This is a genomic window from Lacicoccus qingdaonensis, from assembly GCF_900101075.1.
Lineage (GTDB): Bacteria > Bacillota > Bacilli > Staphylococcales > Salinicoccaceae > Lacicoccus > Lacicoccus qingdaonensis.
The window spans coordinates 69,758-95,950 of the sequence record NZ_FNFY01000004.1 but is presented as its reverse complement, the minus strand read 5'-3'; the positions used below and the strand labels follow the sequence as shown (position 1 = coordinate 95,950).

Sequence of the window (26,193 nt, the reverse complement as noted above, 5' to 3'; positions counted from 1 at the left end):
CATGTTATACAATTTTAATGATATTAAAAACCTGAAAGACCAGCTTGAGTTTGTGGATACTGCCGTCATTCCATTCGTCAGTGCGGATTTGGATGAACAGGCACTGACGCATGCCAATGATATCGAACTGGTACAGCTTGTCACCATACAGCTTGAAAAACAGTTTAAAGGAAGAATCTTCATCACTCCTGCAATGACCACAGTCCTTTCAGATACTGAAGTTTTAAAACAGTACCAGAAACAGCTGTATGACTATGGATTTAAAAATGTAGTCATACTGACACATTTAAATTTGGATGATGAATTCAATTCGATAAGACTGAATCAGATTCCGCTGCAGGATATGAGCAGCGACATTAAATTTGACCTTGTCAATGATGAAGTCAAAAAAGTGATGAAATCCATAATTTCCATTTGGAACAGTTAAATTTGAATACTTTTTACACAATTATCGCATAAAGCGAGCATGAAAAATTGTGAAAGCTTATTGACCGTCGGATTTTAATAGGCTAAAATTGATATGTCCTAGTTATATTTAATGTAAAAGAACGCATGTGTTTGAGGGGGGAAATTAAAATGTCGCAAAAAGTTACAAGACGTCAGTTCTTGAACTATTCCTTAATGGGTGTTGGATCATTTATGGCGGCTGGTATGATACTTCCAATGGGAAGAATGGCACTTGACCCGTTGTTCCAGGACGATTCCGAAGGGTCGATGATAACGACCAGTGTTACAGTTGATGAAATCACCGAAGAACCGATGCAGGTGGATTTCACATTTGAACAGGAAGATGCCTGGTATACAAGTGAGGTAACAGATTTTGCCTGGGTTTATAGAGATGGTAATGAGATTATTGCATTCTCACCTGTCTGTAAGCACCTTGGCTGTACAGTAACATGGGCTGCTGATGATAATAATCCGGAAAGATTCTTCTGCCCATGTCATAACGGTTTATATGAGAAGAATGGAGAAAACGTACCAGGAACTCCTCCAACAGGGCCATTGGATCAATTCGAAGTTGGCGAATCCGATGGATTTCTTACAATAGGCCAAGTATTTCCAAATGAATTAGTATAGGAGGGAACTAAATGTTCAATAGAATTTATGATTGGATAGATGACCGCATGGATATAACTCCTATTTGGAGAGATGTGGCAGATCATGAGGTGCCGGAGCATGTTAACCCTGCCTATCACTTCTCTGCGTTTGTCTATTGTTTTGGAGGTCTGACATTTTTCATAGTATTAATTCAGATTTTATCAGGTATGTTCTTAACAATGTATTACGTACCGGATATCGTTAATGCCTGGAATTCTGTTTACTATCTTCAACATGATGTAGCTGCTGGTTTGATTGTCAGAGGTATGCACCACTGGGGTGCAAGTTTAGTTGTTGTAATGATGTTCTTACATACTTTAAGAGTATTCTTTACAGGTGCTTATAAAGCTCCAAGAGAGTTGAACTGGGTTGTCGGTGTGTTACTATTCGCAACAATCCTCGGTCTTGCATTCACAGGATATTTATTACCTTGGGATATGAAAGCATTGTTCGCAACTAAAGTAGGACTGGATATTGCAGGCAGTGTGCCGTTTATCGGTGATTGGATTCAGACGCTGCTAGCTGGTGATGATACAATTATCGGTGCTCAGACACTGACAAGATTCTTCGCTATCCATGTATTCTTCCTGCCTGCTGCACTGTTTGTGTTGATGGCTATTCACTTCATCATGATACGTAGACAAGGTATCGCAGGTCCACTATAGGAGAAATGGGAGGTAAAAATATATGAAACGTGGAAAAGGACTGACATTTGTCGGAGATTCCCGAATACAGAAATATGATAAACCGAAGCTCAATCGCGACTATTCAGAATTTCCCGGGCGCACAGAAGAATTTTACCCGGATTTTCTTCTAAAAGAATGGGTAACAGGAGCAGTTTTCCTTATCGGATTTTTATGTCTGACAGTTGCACACCCGGCACCTCTTGAACGTGTTGCCGATGCGACTGATACAGGCTACATTCCTTTACCGGACTGGTATTTTCTATTTCTTTATCAAATATTAAAATACACTTATGCATCCGGACCATTTAACGTTATTGGTGCAATCGTAATACCAGGTATCGCATTCACTGCGTTATTATTGGCACCTTGGCTGGATAATAAGAAAGACCGTCACTGGAAACGCCGTCCGATCGCTAGCGGACTGATGCTGGCGACTGTCGCAATTATTTTCTACACGACTTGGGAGTCGGTTGCATACCATGATTGGGAACAGCAGGATGCCCAGGGGCAGATCGTATTCTCAAATCTTGATGCTGAAGATCCCGTCTTCAACGAACTGATACGTACCAACTGTACAAGTTGCCACGGCGGTGAACTGGCAGGTGGGTCAGGTCCTAACCTGATTGAACCTGAATATGATGCAGCAACTGTAGAAGCATTCGTAAGAAATGGTGTCGGAGATGTAATGCCGGCATTCGAAGACCAGCTGACTGACGATGAAATTGTAGCAATTTCAGAATTTGTTGCTGATCTTGAGGAAGTTTCTGATGACGAAGCCCAAAACACACCCGATTCTGGTGAATAAATTTTTAAAACCCCTTTTTACAAGGGGTTTTTTTCTTAGGTGATTATATGAATAAAGTAATCGAACTGATGTATAACAAGTGGTTTTTACTATTATTGCTGGTCAGTAACTTTATAGGAACGATTTATGGCTATTACTGGTATGGCGGACAGCTCTCAAAAACAGAATGGTACTTTATGCCTTTTGTACCAGACAGCCCGACTGCAACTTTGTTTTTAAGCATCCTTATTGTTCTGATACTGATGAATAAGAAATGGGGACTTATCGATGCACTGGCATTCACCACATTGATCAAATACGGTGTATGGGCCGTTGTAATGAACCTTCTTACTTTTATGGAGACCGGTTTCATATCATGGATCGGCCTGATGCTTGTCGCTTCGCACGGGGTAATGGCTGTTCAGGCTTTTTTATTCCTGCCATATTTGGAAATAAAACCGGTACATCTGTATATTACTGCAATCTGGCTCTTTCATAATGATGTCATCGACTATGTATACGGACAGTATCCCGTGTATGGCCAGCTATCAGAGTACAGTGACCATATCGGCTATTTTGCTTTCTGGCTGACTGTACTCGTTCTGGTACTTCTGCACCAGCTTGTTCCCAGAAGTAATTCGTTGACGAATGACTAAAAATTAAAGTAAAATATAATCAGAGATAATATAGGAGGGAATTGATTTAATGGGTATCATCATCTATTTTGTATTATTGATGATTGTTCCAATGCTCGCTCAAATGAATGTTAAATCCACTTTCAACAAGTACTCAAAAGTACGTTCCACCAGTGGTTTGACAGGCAGAGAAGTGGCAGAGGAAATTTTACATGAAAATGGTATTTACGATGTTGCAGTGGAAAGGGGTCAAGGTTTTCTAAGTGACCATTATGACCCGAAAAACAAGGTGATCCGCCTTTCTCCGCACAACTTCGATAAACCGAGTGTAGCAGGTACTGCAGTTGCCGCACACGAAGTCGGACACGCGATACAGCATGCAACCGGCTACAAGTTTTTAAGTTTCAGATCGGCATTGTTCCCTCTTGCACAGTTAGGCAGTAACTTTTCATACTTCCTGATCATAATGGGTATGTTACTGACAATCGGTATGAATTCACCATTCGGTAATACTTTGCTATGGGTGGGTATCGGCCTGATGGCATTCGCTGTCCTGTTCCAGCTTGTAACATTACCGGTTGAGTTTGATGCTTCCAGCCGGGCGATGAAGCAGATAGAATCACTGAACATTGTGAATGAAAAAGAGTACAGACATGCCAAGAAAGTTCTGAATGCTGCAGCGATGACTTATGTGGCAGCGACAGCAGTTGCGGTTGCAGAACTTGTCAGATTCATCTTAATTGCAAGAAGCCAGAGCTAATCAATTATAAACACAGCCGGAAATTTCCGGCTGTGTTTTTTTATCGATTATTTCACATAACAAAACATTTTATCTATAATAGTAATATAATGATTATTGGGGGACCATTATGAAAATAGCTTTGATTGCACACGATAAGAAAAAAGAAGCGTTGATAACTTTTGCAGAAGAATATAAAGATACTTTCAAATTGCATGATCTGTATGCTACAGGGACCACCGGCAAAAGATTGATGGAAGAGACCGGCCTGAAAGTCCACCGCTTTAAGTCAGGGCCACTTGGCGGAGATCAGGAAATCGGTTCGATGGTTGCAAACGGCAACATTGATATCATCATCTTTTTCAGGGACCCGCTTACGGCACAGCCCCATGAACCGGATGTATCTGCACTTCTGAGACTTTCAGATGTCTATGATGTTCCGCTGGCGACAAATGAGGGTACTGCCAGTGCAGTGATGCATTATCTCAACCAACTGGATAGAGAGTGATAATATGAAAATAGGAATTACATGTTACCCGGGCGTCGGGGGCAGCGGCATTATAGCAACAGAACTTGGCATACAAATGGCGAAGAGGGGCCATCAGGTCCATTTCATCACATCAAAAGTGCCGTTCAGACTGACCATCGACCACCCCAATATATACGTACATCAGACGGACGTGAACAGTTACAGCGTTTTCCAGTATCCGCCGTATGATATAACCATTTCCAGTAAAATTGCAGAAGTGATCAAATATTATGATCTGGATGTCATACATATGCACTACGCAGTGCCTCACGCTGTCTGCGGCATACTTGCCAAACAGATGTCGGGCAGTGATGTAAAAATAGTGACGACTCTGCATGGTACGGATATTACCGTGCTTGGCCATGATATGACTTTGACAAGCGCCATTAAATTCGGAATCGAATCGTCGGATATAACGACTTCTGTGTCAAACAGCCTGAAAGAGGATACGTACCGTCTGATCAGACCTGAAAAAGAAATTACAACTGTTCATAACTTTATAGATGAGAATAAATTTAACATGTCTGATAAAGAATATACTGCTGCAAAACTGAAAGTACGTTATGGAATTAATGAACATACTAAAGTCATCATGCATACATCAAATTTCAGAGCGATTAAGAGGATTGAAGACATTATCAGAGCTTTCAACATCGCATCTTCCGAAATTGATGCTGTACTTGTGCTGGTCGGAGACGGACCTGAGATGAACCGCATGAGGCATCTTGTAACTGATCTTGGTCTGACGGACAAAGTCATTTTTGCCGGCCAGCAGTCTGATGTAGTACGATTTTATAAAATGTCCGACTGTTTCATGCTGCTGAGCGAGCAGGAGAGTTTCGGGCTTGCTTTACTCGAAGCAATGAACTGCGGAGCAGTACCGATAGGCTCCACCGCAGGCGGCATCAGTGAGGTCATCCAGCATGACGAAACCGGCTATATAACAGATGTCGGTAACTATGAGCAGGCAGCCAGATACATTGTGGCGCTGTTGAGCAACGATGAAAAATACAAAACGATGCAGCAGAACATGCTGAATGAAATTGAGTCCAGGTTTAAAAGTGAGAGTATAATCGACCAGTATGAAGACCTGTATTTTTCACTAAAAGAGGAATAATGATGAATGAATTGTTCAGAATTGGAGAAACGGTAATCAGTACATTGAATGAAAATGGCTTTGAAGCGTATTTTGTCGGCGGCTGTGTCAGAGACTACTACATGGACAGGCAGGTGCATGATGTGGATATCACCACCGATGCTAAGCCGGACGAAATCGAAGCACTTTTTGAGAAGACGATCGATGTCGGGAAAGCACACGGCACAATAATCGTACTCGTACAAAATATCCCCTTTGAAGTGACGACATACAGAGCGGACGGGGAGCATGGCGTCCGCCTTCTGGATGAAGATCTAAAAAGAAGGGATTTTACCATGAATGCCATGGCGATGTCACAAAACATGATATTTTATGATCCTTTTTCCGGAAGAGATGCCATAGAAAAAAAAGAGATCATTACTGTAGGGGAACCGGATGAAAGGTTCGAAGAAGATCCACTCAGAATCATCCGTGCAATCAGGTTCATGTCAGTGCTGAAGTTTTCCATAGAATTGTCCACTGAAAAATCTATGATGAAAAATGTCCATACAGTAGAGTATATCTCAGTCGAACGTATAGTCGGAGAGCTTAAAAAGACATATGCCGGTGACGGCTTGAAGCATGCCAAAAAGAAGCTTGTCCAGGCCGGACTGAAGGCATTCATCCCATTTTTAAAACACATCGGCCATGATGAATATTTACATTCCCATGCGGAGGATTTTATGGACGAGCTCATCATACACTCTGTAAAGAATGATGGGCTGACCGCCAGACTCAAAGATTTAAAATTATCCAACGCTGAAATCGAACTCGTTAAAAGCAGCAGATCATTGCTTCAGGCTGTGGCCGAGGATGTCCATCCTAGGGAAATAGCCTATCAATATCATGAAGACGTAATCAGGCGGCTCATCAGATTGAATCAGTACAATGAACTGATTGAAGACGTGTCCGCCCTTGACTCGGCACTTGCCCTACAGCCGTCACTTATTATAAGAAGTAAAAAAGATCTTGATATAAACGGCAGACATCTGATGAATCTTTATGATCAGAAAAGCGGACCGTGGATAAAAGAATGTTTGAATATAATTGAAAATGAAGTACTATTTGAAAGGTTAAATAATAATCATGATGATATTATCAAATGGGTGAAAAAACATGTTGAATTTGGACCAGAAAGTATTGAAGTTATTAAATAAAGAACAATTTCTATCCGGGCAGAAGATGGCCGATCAGCTCGGGGTGTCGCGGACCGCAGTCTGGAAATCAATACAAAACTTGAAGAGAGACGGATATAAAGTGGAATCTGTGACGAATAAAGGCTATATGCTGACGCGTTCATCTGATAAGCTGACTGAAACGCTGCTGTCTTCCATGATTTCACAATCAGATTTATTCACAGATATCATTTACCGGGAATCCGTCGATTCGACCCAGAAGGTCGCATTTCAGTACATATCTGAAAAACAGCAGCCGTTCATTGTCGTTTCAAATGAGCAGACCGGGGGCAGGGGACGCTTCAACAGAGAGTGGCTGTCTCCGAAAAGTTCCGGCCTGTATATGTCCGCAGTATTAAAACCTGATATCGAACTTAATGAAATCATCAAGTTCAATCTGTTTATTTCTCTTGCAATCGCCCGCGCTATTGAAAAATCATTTAATCTGCAGACAGGCATCAAATGGCCGAATGACATTTATATAAACGATAAAAAAGTGTGCGGATTTTTAACAGAAGTTCTCAGTGAAAACAATATGATACAGAGCATCATCTGCGGCATCGGAATCAACCTTTATGAAACCCAATCCGTAAAAGAAATAAATAATGCCACTTCCATCGAGAGCGAATTGCGTAAAAATGATAGAATGGTTATTGAAATGGAATTGTTTCTGAATCATTTGGTAAAAGAAATAGAGCACTATTATGAATTATTCCTATCCACTCCATTTTCAACGATTAAAGATGACTGGGTTTCCAAATCCATCATTTTTGGCAGGGGCATGAGAATTTCTGAAATGAACCGCTCCTACATGGGAAAACCGGTTGATATTACGGATGATGGGTTTTTAGTCGTGACGGATGAAGCAGGAGAAATACATAAAATTATAAGTGCTGATATTGAATTTTAAAAATTGGTGATATTTAATGATTAATCAGAAGTTTGCTGTTGTGGACCTCGAAACGACGGGCAACAACAAAAATAAAGACAGCATTATCCAGCTGAGTATCGTATTTATAAACAACAGACAGATCGTCGATCAATATTCCACATTTCTGAGTGACAATACAGATCTTTCGGTTTTTATTCAGGAATTGACGAATATTGATGAATCGATGCTCAGGGGCGCACCCGCTTTCAAAGACGTTGCACCTGAAATATATGAAAAACTGCAGAATCACGTATTTGTTGCACACAATGTCGACTTTGACCTGGCGTTCCTGCAAAATCATTTCAATGAATGTCATTTGAACTATTCACCGGATCTGACGATTGACACCGTCGAACTGTCGAAGATATTTCTGCCTGCAGAAAACAGTTTTCAATTAGCTGAAATCACTTCCACCATCGGTATAAATTTATCGAATGCACACAGGGCGGATGAAGACGCCTACGCCACGGCAGAACTTTTCCTGTATTTGCTGGATAAGATGGAAGGGACGAACAGCGAAACTTTAAAGCAGCTGTATCACTTGTCCAAACATTTGAGATACAGTCTGGCAGATCTGATATTCAGTCTGTTGTCAGAAACAAACATGGAAAAGCCCGGGGAAAATTTGAAACTGTACAAAGACTTTTATATAAGAAAGTCCGGATCTTCAGATGATAAAATACCTGAAGTCACAGTCCGGGAGCTTTATGATAAATATGTGAATTACAGAAATATCGAGCATAGGGAAGGTCAGCTCAGGCTGGCGAATGAAATATTCAGCCACTTTGAAAGAGGAGAACATCTGGCAATTGAAGCGTACACCGGAGTCGGAAAGACCAGTGCACTGCTGATTGCAGCAATCAGTTTCCATTCTCTGTATGACGAGCAGATTCTGGTTTCCACCTCCAGAAAAATTCTTCAGAATCAGATGGTGAATAATGAACTGCGCCTGCTGACCGGGGCACTTGATCTGAATATAGATTATGTGAATTTAAAAGGCCGTGAAAATTACCTGGATCTGAACGCTGTCAGTTCCCTGCTCGAAACAGAAGACAACAACCCTGAAGTGGTGCTGCTCAAAATGAGACTATTGACCTGGCTGCTCGAAACAGAAACCGGAGATCTGTCAGAAATCGGCCTGAAAGGGCCTGAAGAGGCATATTATAAGACCATGCTCATACAGACCGGCAGAACACAGGGTCATTATTATTTTGACCGTGCATTTGAGAAAGCGGATAATGCACCCGTTGTATTTACCAATCACTATTTCATACAGGACTGCCTGGAACTATTGAACGGCTCAAAATATCTTATTGTCGATGAAGCACATCAGCTCAATAGGTCTTTAAACCAGAGAACCCGGACCGAGTATAATTACCAGAGTATGAAATTCTTTGTCGGACAGGTGGGCACACCGAGACAGAACAGGCTGCTGAGTTCCTATATTGAGAACAATGATTTCAAATCTGCATATTTGCTGGAAGAACTGATGGAGAAACTCAACCAGCATGTAGACATGCTTTTTGATGCCATCCAGGCAAATAATATAAAAAGCGTGCAAAGTATCATCAACCGTTCAATGGAATTCTGTTCTATCTTTTTAGGAACGATCCGGGGGACGAATCAATATCAGGCACTGTACAATCATATCCATTTTTTCCAGACGACGTTGAAAGATTTGAATAGGGCGATAGACGATGGGAACTACAATATTGACAATGATAAAAATATTCAGAGGGTGAAGTTCATTGTCACCCACCCGAAATTTCAACTGCTTGATGAAAGTCATCATATTAAATCATTGATCATGATGTCAGGCACTTTGGAAGTGAAAGGCTCATTCAAACATCTTGACTATGCATTTGGAGATGCCGGGTTCAACAGTGTCGTCATCCAAAATGAAAAACTTTTCGACAACACGAAATTATTCATTCCGGATGACATACCGGCATATGACAAGAATGACGACGAATATTTATATGCTCTGGTCGACTATCTGTCAATGTATCTGACAGAGACCAACAGCAAGCTACTCGTCATCTTTTCCAACTACGAGCTTCTGAACAAAGTATATGAACTTACAAAGGAAATCGAGCTGTTTGATGATTTCGTCGTATTAAGGCAGAACCGGTCGGCCTCGCATGATAAGCTGCTGCTTCAGTACAATCAGCTTGAAAATGTGCTGCTGCTTGCGACTTCCAGTTTCTCTGAAGGCATCAATATAGAAGGCAGTGATGATAAGTGCATCATGCTGTCAAAACTGCCTTTCCCGATTCCTAAATATAATGATTTCAAACATTTTTACAGTGAAGATCTTCCTCAGGCGGTATTCCAGTTCAGACAGATGATCGGCCGTGTCAAAAGAAATAAAAAAGATCATGGTCTTATACTGCTGCTTGATAACAGGATACTGTCAAAACCATATAAAAATGCATTTTTAAAATATTTTCCAGATGAAAATATAATCAAAGGCTCACGCAATACTTTTAAACAGTACCTGAGTCATTTATAATTAGTATATCCAAATAAAATATCATACTTAAAAGGAGCAGAAATATGGAACTCTCTCAACGTGTTCAAAATTTAACACCGAGTCAAACACTGGCCATTACGGCCAAAGCTGCAGAACTGAGAGCGGCCGGTGTCGACGTCATCGGACTTGGAGCAGGTGAGCCCGACTTTAATACACCTGATGAAATCATAGAAAAAGCTTTTGATGCTGTAAAAAAAGGTGCGACCAAATATACGCCTGCAGCCGGAATTCCTGAACTGAAATCGGCGATATCACAAAAGATGCTGAGAGATCACCAGCTGGAGTACGGACCCGACGAAATCTTCGTCGCTTCCGGTGCAAAACATGTATTATATAATGTTTTCCAGGCTTTGATCGACAGCGGAGATGAAGTGATCATCCCTTCTCCTTACTGGGTGAGCTATACGGAACAGGTTAAACTTGCAGAAGGTACACCGGTACTGGTATACACGGATGAATCCACATCTTTCAAGCTGACTCCGGAACTTTTGAAGGAAAATATCACCGATAAGACGAAAGTGCTCATGCTGAATTCACCGAACAATCCAACCGGCATGGTTTATTCCAACGAAGAACTGGAAGCACTGGCTGAAGTTGTTGCTGAAAACGATCTGATTGTCGTTGCCGATGAAATATATGAAGTTCTGGTATATGGTACCGAACATCACTCAATCGCTTCCGTCAATGAAGATATGAAAGCCCGCACGGTAGTCATTAACGGCGTGAGTAAATCCCACTCAATGACCGGATGGAGAATCGGATATGCATGTGGGGACAAGGCTCTGATCAAAGGGCTGACAGGGCTCGCGAGCCAGTCTACTTCCAATCCGTCAACACCGTCACAGTGGGCGGCGGTAGCAGCTTACGAAATGGATCGTTCATTCCTGACAGAATTCAATGAGACTTTCAGACAGAGGAGAGACCATGCCTACAATCTGCTTGAAGAAATTCCATACACTACATGCATCAAGCCTGAAGGTGCATTTTATCTTTTCCCAAATTTCAAGGAATGTACGGATAAGATGGGTTACGATACTGTAGACGATTTCGTCAAAGATCTGCTTGAAAACGCACATGTTGCTGTTGTTCCGGGATCGGCTTTCGGCCTGGCAGATAATGTACGCATCAGCTATTCAACAAGTGAAGAAATAATGACAGAAGCAATTACACGAATCAAAAATTTTGTTACAGAGAGATTAGAAGGAGTTTAAGAATGAAGATCACGATTAAAGAATCACCGAAATATGAAGGTCAGGAAGTAACGATCGGCTGCTGGCTGCTCCAAAAGCGCGGCAGCGGCAAACTTCAATTTTTACAGCTGAGGGACGGTTCAGGATTTATGCAGGGTGTTGTCGTCAAGGCAAATGACGAAGAACTGTTCACCGTAGCCAAAGGACTCAACCAGGAAACTTCAATGTACGTCACCGGTACGATCAAGAGCGATGACCGTTCATCATTCGGTTATGAAATGGAAGTCAGCAATATAGAAATCATCCAGGCTGCCGAAGGCTATCCGATTACGCCTAAGGAGCACGGTCCAGAATTTTTACTTGATAACCGCCATTTATGGTTACGTTCAAGAAAACAGCATGCTGTGATGAATATCAGAAATCAGATCATCAAAAGTACACATGACTTTTTCTTCGACAACGGCTTTAAGAAAATCGATTCACCGATTCTGACGAACAGCTCGCCTGAAGGGACGACAGAACTTTTCCATACGAAATACTTCGATGAAGATGCCTTCCTTTCACAGAGCGGTCAGCTGTATGCAGAAGCCGCTGCGATGGCTCATGGTAAAGTATTTACGATGGGGCCGACTTTCAGAGCTGAGAAATCCAAAACACGCCGTCATCTAATCGAGTTCTGGATGATTGAGCCTGAGATGGCATTTTACGAACATGACGACAGCCTGGAAGTCCAGGAGCAGTATGTCGAATATGTCGTTACAAATGTACTCGGGCACTGTAAGCTGGATCTGGAAGCACTCGGCAGAGACACTTCCGTTTTAGAGAAAATAAAAGCACCTTTCCCGAGAATCACATACACTGAAGCAATCGACCTGCTTCATGAAAAAGGGTTCGATGATATCGAGTGGGGTGATGATTTCGGTGCACCGCATGAAACGGAAATTGCGAATCATTATGATAAGCCAGTCTTCATCATTAACTATCCAAAAGCAATCAAATCATTTTATATGGAAGAAAATCCGGAAGACCCGCGCACTGTCCTGTGTGCAGATCTGATCGCACCGGAAGGATACGGGGAGATCATCGGCGGCAGTGAGCGCATTCATGACTACGATACTTTGAAACAGCGTATAGAAGAGTCGGGCCTCGATGCTGATGCATATGAATGGTATCTTGATTTGAGAAAATACGGCAGTGTGCCGCACTCAGGATTCGGACTTGGTCTGGAAAGAACAGTTGCATGGTTATCCGGTGTTCAGCACGTCCGTGAAACTTCACCGTTCCCAAGACTGCTGAACCGTCTGTATCCATAATAGAACATGTAAACCGAGAGCAGTGTGCAGCAATCTTATTGCGTACACTGTTCTTTATTAGAAAGGAGGTTCATATATGATTGATAAATATATACGCAATATCACTGTCCCGGTCAATAAAATACTCTTTGACCATTACAGCGAGCTCGATCTGGATGAAAGTGAACTGATCATACTGATCAAACTGATGCAGCACCATAACGATACACAGCCGCTGCCTGATATTACAAAATTGATCAAGGGGACCACCCTGACCACCAAATCAATCAATATGATCATCCAGCAGCTGCTCACGAAGGAATTTATAAAAATCTACAATGAAACGGATGGTCAGCAGCATGTTGAACTGCTGAGCGTTGAACCTACATATAAGAAACTGGAAGCATTTCTGTCGCCGGAGCAGCAGCAGGCTGCCGACGCTTCACAAATTCAGGAACTGTTTTCATTCATAGAAAATTTATACGGCAGGGCGCTGTCCCCGAATGAATTTCAAAGAATGAACAGCTGGCTGGATGATTCCGGATATTCTGTTGATATGATAAAGGAATCCGTCAATCTTGCCTATAAAAATCAAATCACTTCACTGCAGTATGTAGAACGGATATTAAACAATTTGAATCATACACCGCTTGAACCGAAAAAAGAGCGGCCGCCGATCAGAAATTGGCTGAAAGGAGAAAGTTTGGATGATTAGTGGTAAAAAGACAGTTGAAATGCTGGATGTCATCGATTCCATGTTTCCGGATGCCGAAGCGGAACTGAATCATGACAACACTTTTGAATTGACCATCGCCGTGTTATTATCGGCACAGGCGACAGACAACCATGTCAATAAAGTGACGAGCAGCCTGTTTAAAAAATATAAGACACCTGAAGATTATGTGGCGGTTCCGCTTGAGGAACTTCAAAATGATATACGCACAATCGGCCTTTTCAGAAATAAGGCAAAGAACATCCAGAAATTATGCAGGGACCTGATTGATAAATTTGACGGTGAAGTGCCCGAAAATTATGAAGATCTCGTAAGCCTGGCGGGAGTGGGGCGGAAAACTGCGAATGTTGTACTTTCAGTGGCATTCGATATCCCGAGAATTGCTGTTGATACCCATGTGGAGCGCGTCAGCAAAAGACTCGGCATTGCCAGATATAAAGATAATGTCACACAAGTCGAAGAGACATTGATGAAGAAAATACCTGAAGACAGATGGAGCAGGGCGCATCATCAGCTGATTTTCTTTGGACGGTACCATTGTCTTGCGAGAGCCCCGAAATGTGAGATATGCCCTCTGATGGATGATTGCAGGGAAGGGCAGAAAAGAATGAAAAGAAAACTGAAAGAAGAGAAATGAAAAAAGGTCCAAATCCCTTACAATCGGGGATTTGGACCTTTTACTGCATATTATGCCGCGTCATCTTCGGCTTCTTCGGTGCCGTCATTGCCGTCTTCTGATTCTGCAGGTTCCTCAGGCGGGTTTTCTTCTGTTTCGGTCTGTGTTTCCTCAGTGCCGTTCTGCGGCTCTTCAGCCGCTTCTTCCCCGCCGCCGCTGTTTTCGGCAGGTTCCGTTTCCTGTACAGGTTCTTCGGTTGCATTTTCTTCCGGCGCTTCTGATTCATCTCCGGTGACAGGTGTTTCTTCTTCCGCTTCATTATAGCTTTCTTCAGGTGCTTCATTGCTTTCGCTGTCATCGCTGTTCCAGTACCAGTTCCAGCCGCCCGAGTCATCTGAACCATTGTCAGAACCGTTGTCTGAGCCGTTTGAAGTGTTGTTCTGTGATTCATAATCTTCCAGCTCTTCGCTGCCTCTCACTGCAAGTTCACCGTTATCCAGACGCACGACGCTTTCCGGTTGTTCAAAGTCCTGACCGTTATACGAGCTGATGGTCTGCATGATGTCTCTGAAGAACCACTGTGGCGTAATATGTTCATCCGTTCCGACAAATGAAGTTTCTCCGCCTTCTTCAGTCTCCGTAAACCCTGTCCAGACACTCATCGTATATTCAGGTGTATAGCCGACGATCCAGGCATCTTTCGCTGCATTATCAGGGATGCCGTATTCTTCCCTGGTCTCCCTTGTATAGGAAGTGGTGCCTGTCTTGGCGGCAATGTTCAGACCATCCATCTGAATATAGTCGGCACTGCCGTAAGGTTCAAAAGTATCTTTCAGCATATCGGTCAGCATATATGCCGTATAATCTTCAATAACCTGATCGGATTCCGTTTCAAACTCTACGGTATCTCCGTCATTGGTCACGACATGTCTGACGGCGCTGGCCTCATTATACTCACCATTATTACCTAGTACGGAATAGGCTTCAGCCATCTGAAGCGGTGTAAATGTCGATTGTTCCCCACCAAGCACATCATTGAAGTTGACATTGTAGTCGCCGTCCGATTTGCCTGAGTAATCAAGGCCTGTCGCTGCTGAGAACTCTTCCGGAACGGATTCCCCGGCTTCATCCTGCACCGTTTCAAAAGCTTTGATTGCAGGTACGTTATAGCTTCGGCTCAGGGCTTCCCTGATAGGGACCCGGCCGTGATTCTGCATGTCATAGTTGGCGATGGACACATTGTCATATCCTTCCGGTGAATATTGCTGTTCATCTTCAATCGTTTGATCTGTCCGCCATTCCAGCTCTTCAATCGCCGGTCCGTATGACAGGAAAGGTTTCATGGTCGAACCGACATTCCTTTCCACCAGTGCCTGATTATGATCCACGACTTCCTGATAATCCCTTCCGCCGGATATGGCGACCAGGCCGCCGCTCTGTGTATCCAGGATGGTAGATGCGATATCAAATGCATCTTCCTGGAATTTCGGATTGTAGTAATATTCCCTGTTATCCGTCAAATCCTGCAGATTTCTCTGAACATCGGCATCCATGTTTGTATAAATCTGAATACCACTTGCCATGAGCTCACTGATATCCGAGTTTTCAAAACCTGGATGCTGTGAAATTTCATTCTTGATAAAATTGATATAGGCGGCATATTCCGGATCTTCAGGTTCTGTTGAAGCACGTTCATCATCACTGCGGTCTACCAGGTTTGCGTATAAGTCCTGATTTTGTGCTTCCTCATACTGCTCCGGTGTGATGCGTTCATGTTCATTCATCATTCTGAGCACTATATGTGCCCTGTCATAACCGCGGTTATCTTCAACGTACAAGTTGTACCTGTTAGGGAGCTGAGGGAGACCCGCAAGATATGCCGATTCTACAAGGTTCAGCTCATCAAGCTCCTTATCAAAATAATACAGACTTGCTGTTTTGATACCATATATGCCGTCGGAATAATAGATTTTATTCAAATACATTTCAAGAATTTCATCTTTTGAGTATTCCTGTTCCAACCTGTAGGCAAGATACGCTTCCTGTGCTTTTCTTTTTATCGTGGTCTCTTCGGTAAGGAACACTCTCTTGACGACCTGCTGGGTTATGGTGCTGCCGCCTTCACTGCCGAAGCCGTCAAAAACATTGCTGACAACAGCACCGCCGAGTCTCCAGAAATCGATGGCACCATGTTCATAAAAGCGGTTGTCTTCTATCGCCAGAACTGCATCGATCACATGATCAGGCACATCTTCTATATCGACCTGCTCACGTTTCTGTCCCTGATAGACAGTCGTGACAAGTTCATCGTTCCGATCATATATCTGTGCAGGCACCGGGTCCCTCAATTTTTCCTCACTGAACGCAGGCGCCGTTGAAGCGTAGTAGGCGAAGAGCATAGAGCCGAGGACTAAAAAGACCAGTCCGATCAGAACCGTGAATATCACGACTCTTTTGATTATTGATTTTCTGCTCAGCTTCTCTTTATTGCCACGCTTTGTCCGGTCACCTTTGGATCCGGTACTTCGTTTATAGTTATCTTTCATTGAAATTCTCCATTCCGAAAATAAATTTCATCCACAGCTGTCAGATAATCAATCCGAGGATTCATACCTTGTCTGATGATGCAGCTGCCAGATTTAATATCTTTATAGGCAATCGATTTGCGCTTTCCATCCAGATAATTACGCCAATGAACTAAAAATGTTCCGAATGGCATCAAATATGTCTCATCCAGGCTGGAAAAGCGTATAATAAGAAAGACGATACCGCCATGTTCATAACACTGTTTCATATGGTCGACCTGATGTGCATGGATATTTATAAATGGAAATCGCGTCTTGTTTTTCGTCTCTTTTGCTTCAAAGTCTATATATTTTGCTTTATAAATACCGTTATAGTCACTTGTAGAAGGTGTTTTGAAATACGCTTCATCGATCTTCGCCTTGTTTCTCGACGGGTAGTCCACATTGACAATTTGAACCGGTGTCGGTTTCTTATGGATGACCGCACGGGAAGTCTGCAGGTAATAATTGTTCGTTATATCCAGATCCTTTTCAAGGGTCATGCCCCGCTGACCGTATTTCACCCTTTTGTCAGGTTTAGATCTACGGCTGTTAAAGTACTGCCTTGGCTTAATGCCTTTTGGATACTTCATGTACATCGCCTTTCATTATAATATATGTCATAATATTATACATTAATTAGCATCGATTAAACCAATGAATTATTATAAGGAGTGTGACATTTTTGTCAAGTAATCATACTAACAGAGAGTATGTTCAATTAATGGACACTATTTATGAAAGATATCATAAAGCCCTGAACGGTTACGAATTCGATTTTAAAACCGAAGTCGAACCATTTCTGGAAGAGAATAAAGCACTTGCTTCAAATATATTGAACTTCGATACGGATTCAAGATTCCATGACAGTACAAGGGAAAAGACATCTGCGGAACTCATGGAACTGCTGATGGCCTGCCATACGTCCAGATTCCGGGAGAGGCATTTCTACGAGAAGTATAAATTCATCAACCTGTGGCTGAAACATGCGAAAGAAGAGGGATTGATGTGAGAATACTGATCAGCGGCTACCGACCGTATGAACTCGGCATATTCAAATCCGACCAGGATGAAGTGAAAGTTCTGAAAGCCTTCATACGTTCCAAGCTGCTCGAATATATCGATGAAGGTGCGGAATGGTTCATCATCCAGGGAAACACCGGGATAGAACTTTATGCCTCTGAAGAGATCATTGCGCTGAAAGAGGACAATTACGATGTTAAGCTCGGAGTACTGATGCCGTTTTATCAGTTTGAAGAAAGGTTTAACGAAAACGACCAGGCCATACTCCAGTCGGTGCTTGCCAAATCGGACTTCAAGGATTATATATACAAAAAACCGTACAGCAACCCCGGCATGTTTAAACACATTAACCGGTTTCTGATTTCAAACACAGACGGGGCAATTATCGTATTCGATGAGGAGGCCGATTCAAAAGTCCGCTTTCTTTATAATCAAATACTTGAATTCCTCGAAGAAAATCCTTATAATATTGAAAGAATACAATTTGATGAGATAAACAGTTATATTGATTCCAGGTTTGATAATTAAGAGGTGAGGCAATGAGTGAGACGACTTTAAAATTGTCCGCAAAAGACATTTTTGAAAAAGAGTTCGAAAAGTCAGTCAGAGGTTTTAAACCCATCGAAGTGGACAGCTTCCTTGATGATGTCATCAGTGACTATCAAAAGATGTCAGACATGAATAATAATTTAAAACGGTTGGAAGAAGAAAATGCCCGGCTGAAAAAAGAAGTCGAGGATTTGAGGATCAGGGTCGCAACAAACTCCCGTTCCCAGGAAAACCAAAGTCAAAATCATCAAATTGATATTTTGAAACGATTGTCAAACTTAGAAAAGAAAGTTTTTGGCCAATCAAAAGTGAATTAAGTCAATTCGGTATCTCGGATAATCGCTATATCATTCAAGGTATAGAGGAAAGTCCATGCTCACACGCACCTGAGACGGGCGTAGTGTTCGTGCCTGATGAAACAATAAGTCAGGGCAGTTCGTGAATAACGGCTGACGGCGGTGAAACGGCCTAAGTATCCTTATATGGCCGGACTAGCATTAAAGTGCCACAGAGACGAGCTTATTATGAAAGTAATAAGGTGGAACGCGGTAAACCCCTCGAGTGAGCAATCCAAACAAGGTAGGAGCACTCTCCGCCGGAAATTCAACCCAAAGAGAGATATTACAACTGTAATATAGACAGATGATTATCACCAATGTGCGAGTGTGACTAGTGCACGTCTGCAGCACAGCGGTACAGAACATGGCTTACAGAGATACCGGACTAGAGACAAGCTCTCCATTTTGATGGAGAGCTTTTATTTTATATAATGAGACTGATGCACAATAAAACAACAAGTCGGAGGATAAATTATGAATTTTAAGTTGCTGGCAAATACACCCATGGGTCTCGAAAAAGTCGTGGCGAATGAAATAGAAACACTGGGGTATGAAACAACACTTGAAAACGGACGTGTATACTTTGACGGTGATGAAGCGGCAATTGTAAAAGCGAATCTGATGATGCGAACTGCGGACCGTTTCAGAATCATCATCGGTGATTTCAATGTGGACACGTTTGATGACCTGTTTGAAATGACAAAAGCACTGCCGTGGTCGGACATACTCGGCCCGGATGCAGAATTTCCCGTCACGGGGCGCTCACACAAATCAACTTTGTACAGTGTGCCGGATGTACAGCGCATCGTTAAAAAAGCGATCGTTGAACATTTAAAGGATGCATTCAGCCTGGGCGGCAAGCTGAGTGAGACCGGTGCACGCTATAAGGTCGACATCAACATCCTGAAGGACAGGGCGGTCCTGACGATAGATACAAGCGGTGATGCTCTGCATAAAAGAGGATACAGAAGAGAGCAGGGCGAGGCACCGATCAAGGAGACGCTTGCTGCAAGCATGCTGCGCCTTGCCAATTATGACGGGACGAAGCCGTTGTATGACCCATTTGCCGGTTCCGGAACGATCGCGATTGAAGCGGCACTGATCGCATTGAACATCGCACCCGGTGCCAACCGTACTTTTGACAGTGAGAGCTGGGATATCATCCCGGAAGAATTATGGGAAGATACACGGATGAAGCTTGAGGAAGAGGCGCTCTATGATAAAGAAGTCATCATTCATGCTTCTGATATCGATCCGCATATGATAGAGGTCGCAAAGATTAATATCATGGAAATAGGGTTGCAGGATAATATCAAACTCGCAATTACGGATATCCACGATCTCACGATTTCGCATGACAACGTACAGCTGGTTACCAACCCGCCGTACGGAGAGCGTATCGGCGAGGCGAAAGAAGTGGAGGAGATGTACAGGAGAGTGGGCGAACTCATGTCAAGACACCAGGATTTGAGTGTATATCTGATGACATCCAACAAAGAGTTCGAGCATATTATCGGTAAACGTGCGACCAAGCGCAGAAAACTTTTCAACGGTTATATAGAAACGACTTTTTATCAATACTGGGGGAAGCGGTAAACAGTGGGAGAAGAATTAAAAACACTTAATGTTCTGTACAAATTAAAAAAAGAAATTCTCAAATCACAAAATGACACACTCGTGTCCCAGATCGATCATGCGATATCGAAGACATATAAAAACCAGCTGGTCTTTTCCTTCATCGGCCATTATTCTGCCGGGAAATCTTCATTGATCAACCATTTGCTGGAGCAGGATATTCTGCCTTCATCTCCTGTACCGACAACAAGTAATACTGTTGCGGTACAGATCGGGGATGACACGGAGATCAGTGCATTTCTGAACCAGTATCAATATGTTGCAGTGAAGGATTACGGGGAACTCCGCAGTCTGAATACAAGGGATATTGATATCAGTGCCATAAATATCGATGTCCGGCACGATGATTTCAAAAATAATACGGTCCTTCAGGATACCCCGGGTGTCGACTCCAATACAGACAGCCACAGGGAATCCACGAACCGTTTTTTACTTAACAGTGACTTCATATTCTTTACGGTGGAATACAACCATGTAGAGAGTGAGCACAATATGGCGCTTCTGAAAGAATTATCGATGATGGGGATACCTTTAATACTGATCATCAACCAGATCGATAAACATGATGATCAGGAAATCAAGATGGATACTTTCCTGTCCAGAATTAAAAATACCTTGAAGGACTGGAACATCAGCCTTCATGACATTATTACAACAAGCATCTACGAATCACCTTACAACCAGGTCGGCAAATTGAAATCATTCATACATGAACTGGAAAGAGAGCGTCAAAGACTGCAGGATGATTATTTCAACAGGATCACTAAAACGATTGAAAACAGCCAGCTGGAATATTTGGAAGATGAACTGTCCGCTCTGGAAAGTGACGATGAAGATATCGATACGCGGGATATTGACGCGGTTAAAAACCATATCAAATTTCTCAGCCGGGAAATGGAAAAATCCAAAGTAGAATCCCTGCACGATGATGAAGCACTTTTGAATGACCATGTGAAAGATTCAGCCAGGAAAATCGTGAAAGACAGCTACATCTTTCCTCACGAGGTCAAAAGTTCAATTACTAATCATTTGAAAATTATTGCCGGTGAGGTCAAAGTGCCCGGATTGTTCGGTAGAAAGAAAAAAGAAGAACAGATGCTCCGTGAATCCAGAGCGGAGATCGAACAAAATTTGAATGATATATTCAAAACTGAAATCAATGCACCGATCAACAGTTTTTTCGGGGGACTCGGACTGACCGGAAAACCGTTCAGATATGAGTTCAATAATGACCTGCTGATCGAGGAAGAAATCACTCATTTGAATAATCAGTTCATACTGAATTATCTGGATAAGTTCAAGGCGAACATCATCAGTGATGTTGCAGGAGAGGTCATGAACCACCTCCCTGTCATGGAAAAGTCGGATGCCGGTGAACTGAAGGAGCAGTCCCATCTGGATGACAACCTGGATAAGTATGAAAATATATTGAAACTGCTCAGTCTCCGGGATTCCATAGAGACGACAAGCTACAGGCATTTCTATATCCATATGGATGATGAGATTGATAAGCTTAACCTCATCGAGGAAGTGGAATTGGATGAGGAGGCAGAAACTGCCGCAGTTGGGGATGATATGAAGGATGACTTCAAATTCACCGATGAGGGCAGAGTCGATCTCGGCTATTATCATGAGGTCATCGGCCGCTTGGACGGCAAAGAGCGATACAGCGACTTCCAGAGAGTAATCCGGGATAAACTGGAACGGATTGATAAAGGAAAGGCGAACATCAGTGTATTCGGCGGATTCAGTGCAGGCAAGACCACTTTCATCAACGCCCTGCTGAATAAAGCCCATCTCGCCATGAGCCCGAATCCGACAACGGCAACAATTACAGAGATCAATAACAATGAATCCAGTGAAATACTGTTTAAAACCAGTCAAGATCTGATTGATACTCTGGAGATGCTTTCCAACGAGCGCCACTCGTCAGTGGAAGAGTACTTCAAGTGGATCAAAAGAGAGCGGCAGAATGTCCCTGAAACATATAAACCTTTTCTTGACGGAATTCTCAACAAGTATGATGTTTATAAATCAGATCTCGGCATGAAGCGAAAAATTGATACAGACGAGCTGATCAAGACAGTCAGTTCGGATGAAGATTCAACATTTGTCCATAAGGCATTCGTATCTCTTCAAAATGAAATCACCGACAAATATACTTTGATCGACTCGCCGGGGATCAATTCCATCAACCAGAGGCATACCAAGGAAACGAGGAACATCATTGCAGACAGTGACCTGATCATCTATGTGTCATATTACAATCATGTCTTCTCAAGAAGCGATGAGACATTTTTAAAATATATACAATCGATCAAAGGCGAAGACTTCCCGATCATCTTCATCATCAACGCTGTCGATCTGATGAGAAGTGAAGCGGATAAAAACCAGGTCATCGACTATATGTCAAATGCGCTCATATCTCTCGGCATCACCCATATGATTTTTCCGGTTTCAAGCAAACGTGCACTTAACAATGAAGACAGCATGTTTGATGAAGCGAAGGAAAATATATTGAATATAACTGATAAACTCGCTTCCAACGTCCAGGTCCAGTCCATCAGGGAAACTACTCAGCAGCTGAAATTAAATATCGAAAGCAACATTCGTCAGTATGAGAATGCCGACCTTGAACGCACACGTATAGAAACCGGCAGGCAGAATATACTGTCCGACCTTGAAACTTTCAGTGCATACACTTTTCAGAGCAATCTGTACCAGGAGACAGATGTGCTGCTGTCATTCATCAGCAAACGGCTTGAGCTGAAGCTGTACGATTACTTGAAAGGATTTATCACCGTTTCTGATATCCAGGATAAAAACTATCTTGTCAAAAATGAATCTCTGCTTAAAAACGAACTTGAGCATTTTCTGACGATTGAAGTCAGCACGGTCTTCAATACGGTTTACCGGCAGGCTGAAGAAATGATGATCCAAAACATCACACAGTTCAATGAAAGACTGAGTGCAGTAAATACACCGCACACATTGATATTCAACCGCCAGCCAGAGGATGAGCCCATAATAAAAGTGGATGTTTCTGAATTCGGAACATACAGCAGACGCCTTCACCAGGCGCGCAATAATCAAAAGGCGTTCAGAGACAACCTTCTGGACTTTGCCGGACATATAAGCGGTACACTGGATATCAGTAAACTGAATAGTGATATGGAAAGTCTGATCGATGAGTATTTAAATAGAGTTCAGGAAGATATTTCACAGCAGAAACCTGTCATTATCGAAGGGTTGAAACAACCACTGCCGGTCATCCGGGAAAGCGATTATGAAGAGGATCAGAAGCTGCTTGAATCTCTGACTGAAATGAAGGGTGATTAAATGTCTATTATAAATAAAGATGATTTGCAAGAACTGGAAAAGGAAGCGACTGTACTTCTTGACTGCCGCAATTTAATGGATAAGTTCGAAGAGTCGAAGCGGCTTGTGCAGTCGGATGAAATATCTGGAGCGGTCCACATACCCCAGATGCCGTTCATGTTCAAGTTTGACGGCATCAATGAAGGCAGGCACCCTCTTCCGGAACAGAGTGTCATCGACGAATTATACCGCACATTGTCAAATGACGGAAAATATGAACTGCTGCTGTTTGCAGATGACAACAGCTTCTTCCATACGCGCTTATACTTTCTTTTTATGCTGTATGGTCATGACGTTTATCTGTTCAATGATGATCTGGATGCTTTAAGGGCACAGGCGGATGACTTTCATGATGCAGATGTGGATCTCCCGATTAAATTTGATTCGGCCGGTTCAGTTTTCAGCCGTGACATCCATTATTCCATGGAAACACTTGAAGAGAAGATGCAGCAGAACGTACTGCTCATAGATGTCAGAAGTGAAGACAGATATCTCGGAATCACGGAGCCGATTGACTATAAGAAAGGGCATATTCCCGGTGCGGTCAATATTCCAAACAGCCTGATCTATACAGACGGCCTGCTGGACCTGAGTGCGATGGATCATGCACTGGATAAACTCAACGAATATGATGAAGTGATCGTCTACTGCGGCTCGGGTATGAGTGCGACGCCGATGTTCACACTGCTCGATCACAACGGCATCAACGTTAAAGTGTATACAGGCAGTTTCTCTGAATGGATCACAGATGATTCAAATAATGTGGAGACATCGCCAAATACTTTGGAGGGTGTTCATTTCAATGAAAGATAAAACTTTGGTAATAGACGGCATGGCATTATTATTCCGCCATTTTTATGCAACGAGTTTCAGAAACCAGTTTATGGTCAACAATAAAAATATTCCGACAAATGGCATCCAGGGCCTCATCAGACATACCATGAAACTGGTTGAACTCACACGGCCTGAAAATATGGTCATCACGTGGGACATGGGAAAAGACACGATACGCAATGAATGGTTCAAAGATTATAAAGCGAACCGGACAGCACCGCCTGACGAGATGATTCCCCAATTTGACTACGTGAAAGAAATCATTCATGATATGGGTTTTTATCAACTGGGCATACACGGCTATGAAGCGGATGATATCATCGGAACGCTCTCTGTGAATTATGATGACCTGATCATAGTGAGCGGTGACAGGGACCTGCTGCAGCTCCTCGGAAAGAATAATGATATATGGCTGACGAAAAAAGGGGTCACAGAGTATCATTACTATAATGAACAGAACTTCATGGATGAATATGATATCACTCCTGAGCAGTTCGTCGATGTCAAAGCACTGATGGGCGATTCGGGAGACGGCTATTACGGCGTAAAGGGCATCGGTGAAAAAACTGCACTGAAACTGATCAGGGAATACAAGAATGTAGAAAACATCATTGAAAATATTGATTCACTCAGCAAAGGACTCCAGACAAAAATATTGAACGATATGTCTTCTCTGCAAATGTCACATAAACTGGCAAAAATCATTACAGATGTAGAGTTCTCACATGATGAATATATGGAACATCGCAAACTGATCATCGATACAGAGAAAATAGATCAGACACTCGCCTCCCATGATCTTCGCATCACACAAAAATACTTGCATAATTTGAATATATAGGAGGGCAATATGGCACTTATATATATCGATGCTGCGGCCAGGCAGAATCCTGTATATGCTGCAGGAGCCGCAGTCATCAACGATGAGGGCACAAGGCATGAGTTCAAGTTTGATCTGGGGGCGCTCGATAATCATGAAGCGGAGTGGGCCGTACTGGATAAAGCGGTCGATGAGGTGATTGCATTAAATATAACATCTGTTATCATACATACTGATTCAAAAATAATCAGTGACAGCTTTGACAGATATTTTGTTAAAAATAAAAAGTTCCAGCCATATTTCAACAGTGTCCGCAGGAAATCAGCCGGGTTTGATCTGTTTCTCGTCAGCCATACACCGAGAAACAGAAATAAATCAGCGGATCATCTTGCGAAAGAAGCACTTTATAAGTACACGAAGAAATGATGAAAGTCATTTCTTTTTTTATCTCGTGCTTTTCTGTATAATTAATTAAGGAGGTTGAAGATGAAACAGGAAACATTATATAAAATCAACCAACTTGAAGAAAAGTATTGTCATGGCTGTTTACTGAAGAAATTAAACCGTGACCGCGGAAGTCATACGAGTGCACACAAATTTTGTATCAGCCAGTGCTCTGTCGGCCTCAAAATCCGCAGCCACGGCAATCAATTACAATAGGAGGATTTATCAGATGGAAATTATAAGAATTGAACCAACACCAAGCCCCAATACTATGAAAATCACTGTTAGTGAAGAAAAAGAGGATATGAAGTCGGCGACTTACAGACAGGCGTCGGACGAAGCACCGGAATTCATCAACAGAGTATTGGAGCTTGAAGACGTTACAAGTGTTTTTCATGCAATGAATTTCATTTCAGTGGACAAGTCGCCAAAAGCTGACTGGGAAACACTGATACCTGAAATCGAAAACACTTTTAATGCGGACAACGATAATTCTGATGTAAAAAAAAACCAATAAATAGTTCTCCGTTCG

At 42.5% G+C, this 26,193-nt stretch carries 27 protein-coding genes and 1 other RNA gene; 26 read left to right on the top strand and 2 right to left on the bottom strand.

Annotated features, from left to right (window positions below; translation table 11 throughout):
* The first annotated feature begins 1 nt into the window (after position 1).
* From BLR15_RS03910 to nth, 15 genes are all read left to right on the top strand, one after another.
* The gene (locus BLR15_RS03910) at positions 2–427 is read left to right on the top strand and encodes a DUF2487 family protein (RefSeq protein ID WP_092984878.1); all 426 of its coding nucleotides are present in this window, start codon (positions 2–4) and stop codon (positions 425–427) included.
* Between the two features lie 149 nt (positions 428–576).
* On the top strand, positions 577–1,077 hold the full coding sequence (locus tag BLR15_RS03905; RefSeq protein ID WP_092984876.1) for a QcrA and Rieske domain-containing protein: 501 nt from the start codon (positions 577–579) through the stop codon (positions 1,075–1,077).
* Between the two features lie 11 nt (positions 1,078–1,088).
* Positions 1,089–1,763, top strand: coding sequence for a menaquinol-cytochrome c reductase cytochrome b subunit (qcrB, locus tag BLR15_RS03900; RefSeq protein WP_052256318.1), 675 nt, complete (start codon positions 1,089–1,091; stop codon positions 1,761–1,763).
* 22 nt (positions 1,764–1,785) lie between these two features.
* Positions 1,786–2,589 carry a menaquinol-cytochrome c reductase cytochrome b/c subunit gene (locus tag BLR15_RS03895; protein WP_092984874.1) on the top strand — a complete coding sequence of 268 codons (804 nt, stop codon included), beginning with the start codon at positions 1,786–1,788 and terminating at the stop codon, positions 2,587–2,589.
* 47 nt (positions 2,590–2,636) lie between these two features.
* Positions 2,637–3,224, top strand: a complete 588-nt coding sequence (locus BLR15_RS03890) for a DUF1405 domain-containing protein (protein WP_092984872.1) — start codon at positions 2,637–2,639, stop codon at positions 3,222–3,224.
* Between the two features lie 49 nt (positions 3,225–3,273).
* Complete coding sequence (locus BLR15_RS03885) at positions 3,274–3,963, top strand: zinc metallopeptidase (protein WP_092984870.1); 690 nt, start codon at positions 3,274–3,276, stop codon at positions 3,961–3,963.
* A 109-nt stretch (positions 3,964–4,072) separates the two neighbouring features.
* Complete coding sequence (locus tag BLR15_RS03880) at positions 4,073–4,450, top strand: methylglyoxal synthase (RefSeq protein ID WP_092984868.1); 378 nt, start codon at positions 4,073–4,075, stop codon at positions 4,448–4,450.
* 4 nt (positions 4,451–4,454) lie between these two features.
* Entirely contained in the window at positions 4,455–5,588 is a 1,134-nt protein-coding gene (gene bshA, locus BLR15_RS03875) for an N-acetyl-alpha-D-glucosaminyl L-malate synthase BshA (RefSeq protein WP_092984866.1), read from the top strand.
* Positions 5,589–5,590: 2 nt separating this feature from the next.
* Complete coding sequence (locus tag BLR15_RS03870; RefSeq protein ID WP_176754045.1) at positions 5,591–6,763, top strand: CCA tRNA nucleotidyltransferase; 1,173 nt, start codon at positions 5,591–5,593, stop codon at positions 6,761–6,763.
* Entirely contained in the window at positions 6,723–7,691 is a 969-nt protein-coding gene (locus BLR15_RS03865) for a biotin--[acetyl-CoA-carboxylase] ligase (protein WP_092984862.1), read from the top strand. The genes BLR15_RS03870 and BLR15_RS03865 overlap by 41 nt, the downstream gene beginning before the upstream one ends.
* A gap of 16 nt (positions 7,692–7,707) precedes the next feature.
* The gene (locus tag BLR15_RS03860; protein WP_092984860.1) at positions 7,708–10,224 is read left to right on the top strand and encodes a helicase C-terminal domain-containing protein; all 2,517 of its coding nucleotides are present in this window, start codon (positions 7,708–7,710) and stop codon (positions 10,222–10,224) included.
* Positions 10,225–10,268: 44 nt separating this feature from the next.
* Positions 10,269–11,456, top strand: a complete 1,188-nt coding sequence (locus tag BLR15_RS03855; protein ID WP_092984858.1) for a pyridoxal phosphate-dependent aminotransferase — start codon at positions 10,269–10,271, stop codon at positions 11,454–11,456.
* A gap of 2 nt (positions 11,457–11,458) precedes the next feature.
* Positions 11,459–12,748 (top strand): asparagine--tRNA ligase, encoded by a 1,290-nt coding sequence (asnS, locus tag BLR15_RS03850; protein ID WP_092984856.1) that lies wholly within the window; start codon positions 11,459–11,461, stop codon positions 12,746–12,748.
* A gap of 76 nt (positions 12,749–12,824) precedes the next feature.
* Complete coding sequence (locus BLR15_RS03845) at positions 12,825–13,442, top strand: DnaD domain-containing protein (protein WP_092984854.1); 618 nt, start codon at positions 12,825–12,827, stop codon at positions 13,440–13,442.
* Positions 13,435–14,097 carry an endonuclease III gene (gene nth, locus BLR15_RS03840; protein WP_092984852.1) on the top strand — a complete coding sequence of 221 codons (663 nt, stop codon included), beginning with the start codon at positions 13,435–13,437 and terminating at the stop codon, positions 14,095–14,097. The genes BLR15_RS03845 and nth overlap by 8 nt, the downstream gene beginning before the upstream one ends.
* Before the next feature lie 50 nt (positions 14,098–14,147).
* Here the strand turns inward: nth and BLR15_RS03835 are convergent, their stop codons facing one another.
* Positions 14,148–16,622, bottom strand: a complete 2,475-nt coding sequence (locus BLR15_RS03835; RefSeq protein ID WP_092984850.1) for a transglycosylase domain-containing protein — start codon at positions 16,620–16,622, stop codon at positions 14,148–14,150.
* Complete coding sequence (gene recU / locus BLR15_RS03830; RefSeq protein ID WP_092984848.1) at positions 16,619–17,233, bottom strand: Holliday junction resolvase RecU; 615 nt, start codon at positions 17,231–17,233, stop codon at positions 16,619–16,621. The genes BLR15_RS03835 and recU overlap by 4 nt, the downstream gene beginning before the upstream one ends.
* Before the next feature lie 92 nt (positions 17,234–17,325).
* On the opposite strand from recU, the gene BLR15_RS03825 reads away from it, so the two are divergent.
* The 11 genes from BLR15_RS03825 to BLR15_RS14510 all read left to right on the top strand — a co-directional run bounded on the left by BLR15_RS03825 (position 17,326) and on the right by BLR15_RS14510 (position 26,178).
* Positions 17,326–17,652, top strand: a complete 327-nt coding sequence (locus BLR15_RS03825) for a DUF1798 family protein (protein WP_245696561.1) — start codon at positions 17,326–17,328, stop codon at positions 17,650–17,652.
* The gene (locus BLR15_RS03820) at positions 17,616–18,191 is read left to right on the top strand and encodes an SLOG family protein (RefSeq protein WP_245696558.1); all 576 of its coding nucleotides are present in this window, start codon (positions 17,616–17,618) and stop codon (positions 18,189–18,191) included. The genes BLR15_RS03825 and BLR15_RS03820 overlap by 37 nt, the downstream gene beginning before the upstream one ends.
* An 11-nt stretch (positions 18,192–18,202) precedes the next feature.
* The gene (gene gpsB, locus BLR15_RS03815) at positions 18,203–18,529 is read left to right on the top strand and encodes a cell division regulator GpsB (RefSeq protein WP_092984842.1); all 327 of its coding nucleotides are present in this window, start codon (positions 18,203–18,205) and stop codon (positions 18,527–18,529) included.
* A gap of 10 nt (positions 18,530–18,539) precedes the next feature.
* An RNA gene (gene rnpB / locus BLR15_RS03810) (RNase P RNA component class B) lies at positions 18,540–18,927 on the top strand.
* Between the two features lie 97 nt (positions 18,928–19,024).
* Complete coding sequence (locus BLR15_RS03805; RefSeq protein ID WP_092984840.1) at positions 19,025–20,146, top strand: THUMP domain-containing class I SAM-dependent RNA methyltransferase; 1,122 nt, start codon at positions 19,025–19,027, stop codon at positions 20,144–20,146.
* A 3-nt stretch (positions 20,147–20,149) separates the two neighbouring features.
* Complete coding sequence (locus BLR15_RS03800) at positions 20,150–23,524, top strand: dynamin family protein (protein WP_245696556.1); 3,375 nt, start codon at positions 20,150–20,152, stop codon at positions 23,522–23,524.
* Positions 23,525–24,376 carry a sulfurtransferase gene (locus tag BLR15_RS03795; protein WP_092984839.1) on the top strand — a complete coding sequence of 284 codons (852 nt, stop codon included), beginning with the start codon at positions 23,525–23,527 and terminating at the stop codon, positions 24,374–24,376.
* Positions 24,366–25,238 carry a 5'-3' exonuclease gene (locus BLR15_RS03790; RefSeq protein WP_092984838.1) on the top strand — a complete coding sequence of 291 codons (873 nt, stop codon included), beginning with the start codon at positions 24,366–24,368 and terminating at the stop codon, positions 25,236–25,238. The genes BLR15_RS03795 and BLR15_RS03790 overlap by 11 nt, the downstream gene beginning before the upstream one ends.
* A 9-nt stretch (positions 25,239–25,247) precedes the next feature.
* Complete coding sequence (locus tag BLR15_RS03785; protein ID WP_092984836.1) at positions 25,248–25,643, top strand: ribonuclease HI family protein; 396 nt, start codon at positions 25,248–25,250, stop codon at positions 25,641–25,643.
* A 60-nt stretch (positions 25,644–25,703) separates the two neighbouring features.
* Positions 25,704–25,877: a zinc-finger domain-containing protein gene (locus tag BLR15_RS03780; RefSeq protein ID WP_092984834.1), complete on the top strand. Its 174-nt coding sequence runs from the start codon at positions 25,704–25,706 to the stop codon at positions 25,875–25,877.
* A 13-nt stretch (positions 25,878–25,890) separates the two neighbouring features.
* Positions 25,891–26,178 carry a NifU N-terminal domain-containing protein gene (locus BLR15_RS14510; protein ID WP_456236148.1) on the top strand — a complete coding sequence of 96 codons (288 nt, stop codon included), beginning with the start codon at positions 25,891–25,893 and terminating at the stop codon, positions 26,176–26,178.
* Positions 26,179–26,193: the final 15 nt, after the last annotated feature.

Bases quoted from the DNA above. Each gene is read 5' to 3' on its own strand.
- BLR15_RS03910 (WP_092984878.1), top strand. From the start codon at position 2: ATGTTATACAATTTTAATGATATTAAAAACCTGAAAGACCAGCTTGAG.
- BLR15_RS03905 (WP_092984876.1), top strand. From the start codon at position 577: ATGTCGCAAAAAGTTACAAGACGTCAGTTCTTGAACTATTCCTTAATG.
- qcrB (WP_052256318.1), top strand. From the start codon at position 1,089: ATGTTCAATAGAATTTATGATTGGATAGATGACCGCATGGATATAACT.
- BLR15_RS03895 (WP_092984874.1), top strand. From the start codon at position 1,786: ATGAAACGTGGAAAAGGACTGACATTTGTCGGAGATTCCCGAATACAG.
- BLR15_RS03890 (WP_092984872.1), top strand. From the start codon at position 2,637: ATGAATAAAGTAATCGAACTGATGTATAACAAGTGGTTTTTACTATTA.
- BLR15_RS03885 (WP_092984870.1), top strand. From the start codon at position 3,274: ATGGGTATCATCATCTATTTTGTATTATTGATGATTGTTCCAATGCTC.
- BLR15_RS03880 (WP_092984868.1), top strand. From the start codon at position 4,073: ATGAAAATAGCTTTGATTGCACACGATAAGAAAAAAGAAGCGTTGATA.
- bshA (WP_092984866.1), top strand. From the start codon at position 4,455: ATGAAAATAGGAATTACATGTTACCCGGGCGTCGGGGGCAGCGGCATT.
- BLR15_RS03870 (WP_176754045.1), top strand. From the start codon at position 5,591: ATGAATGAATTGTTCAGAATTGGAGAAACGGTAATCAGTACATTGAAT.
- BLR15_RS03865 (WP_092984862.1), top strand. From the start codon at position 6,723: ATGTTGAATTTGGACCAGAAAGTATTGAAGTTATTAAATAAAGAACAA.
- BLR15_RS03860 (WP_092984860.1), top strand. From the start codon at position 7,708: ATGATTAATCAGAAGTTTGCTGTTGTGGACCTCGAAACGACGGGCAAC.
- BLR15_RS03855 (WP_092984858.1), top strand. From the start codon at position 10,269: ATGGAACTCTCTCAACGTGTTCAAAATTTAACACCGAGTCAAACACTG.
- asnS (WP_092984856.1), top strand. From the start codon at position 11,459: ATGAAGATCACGATTAAAGAATCACCGAAATATGAAGGTCAGGAAGTA.
- BLR15_RS03845 (WP_092984854.1), top strand. From the start codon at position 12,825: ATGATTGATAAATATATACGCAATATCACTGTCCCGGTCAATAAAATA.
- nth (WP_092984852.1), top strand. From the start codon at position 13,435: ATGATTAGTGGTAAAAAGACAGTTGAAATGCTGGATGTCATCGATTCC.
- BLR15_RS03835 (WP_092984850.1), bottom strand. From the start codon at position 16,622: ATGAAAGATAACTATAAACGAAGTACCGGATCCAAAGGTGACCGGACA.
- recU (WP_092984848.1), bottom strand. From the start codon at position 17,233: ATGAAGTATCCAAAAGGCATTAAGCCAAGGCAGTACTTTAACAGCCGT.
- gpsB (WP_092984842.1), top strand. From the start codon at position 18,203: ATGAGTGAGACGACTTTAAAATTGTCCGCAAAAGACATTTTTGAAAAA.
- BLR15_RS03805 (WP_092984840.1), top strand. From the start codon at position 19,025: ATGAATTTTAAGTTGCTGGCAAATACACCCATGGGTCTCGAAAAAGTC.
- BLR15_RS03795 (WP_092984839.1), top strand. From the start codon at position 23,525: ATGTCTATTATAAATAAAGATGATTTGCAAGAACTGGAAAAGGAAGCG.
- BLR15_RS03790 (WP_092984838.1), top strand. From the start codon at position 24,366: ATGAAAGATAAAACTTTGGTAATAGACGGCATGGCATTATTATTCCGC.
- BLR15_RS03785 (WP_092984836.1), top strand. From the start codon at position 25,248: ATGGCACTTATATATATCGATGCTGCGGCCAGGCAGAATCCTGTATAT.
- BLR15_RS03780 (WP_092984834.1), top strand. From the start codon at position 25,704: ATGAAACAGGAAACATTATATAAAATCAACCAACTTGAAGAAAAGTAT.
- BLR15_RS14510 (WP_456236148.1), top strand. From the start codon at position 25,891: ATGGAAATTATAAGAATTGAACCAACACCAAGCCCCAATACTATGAAA.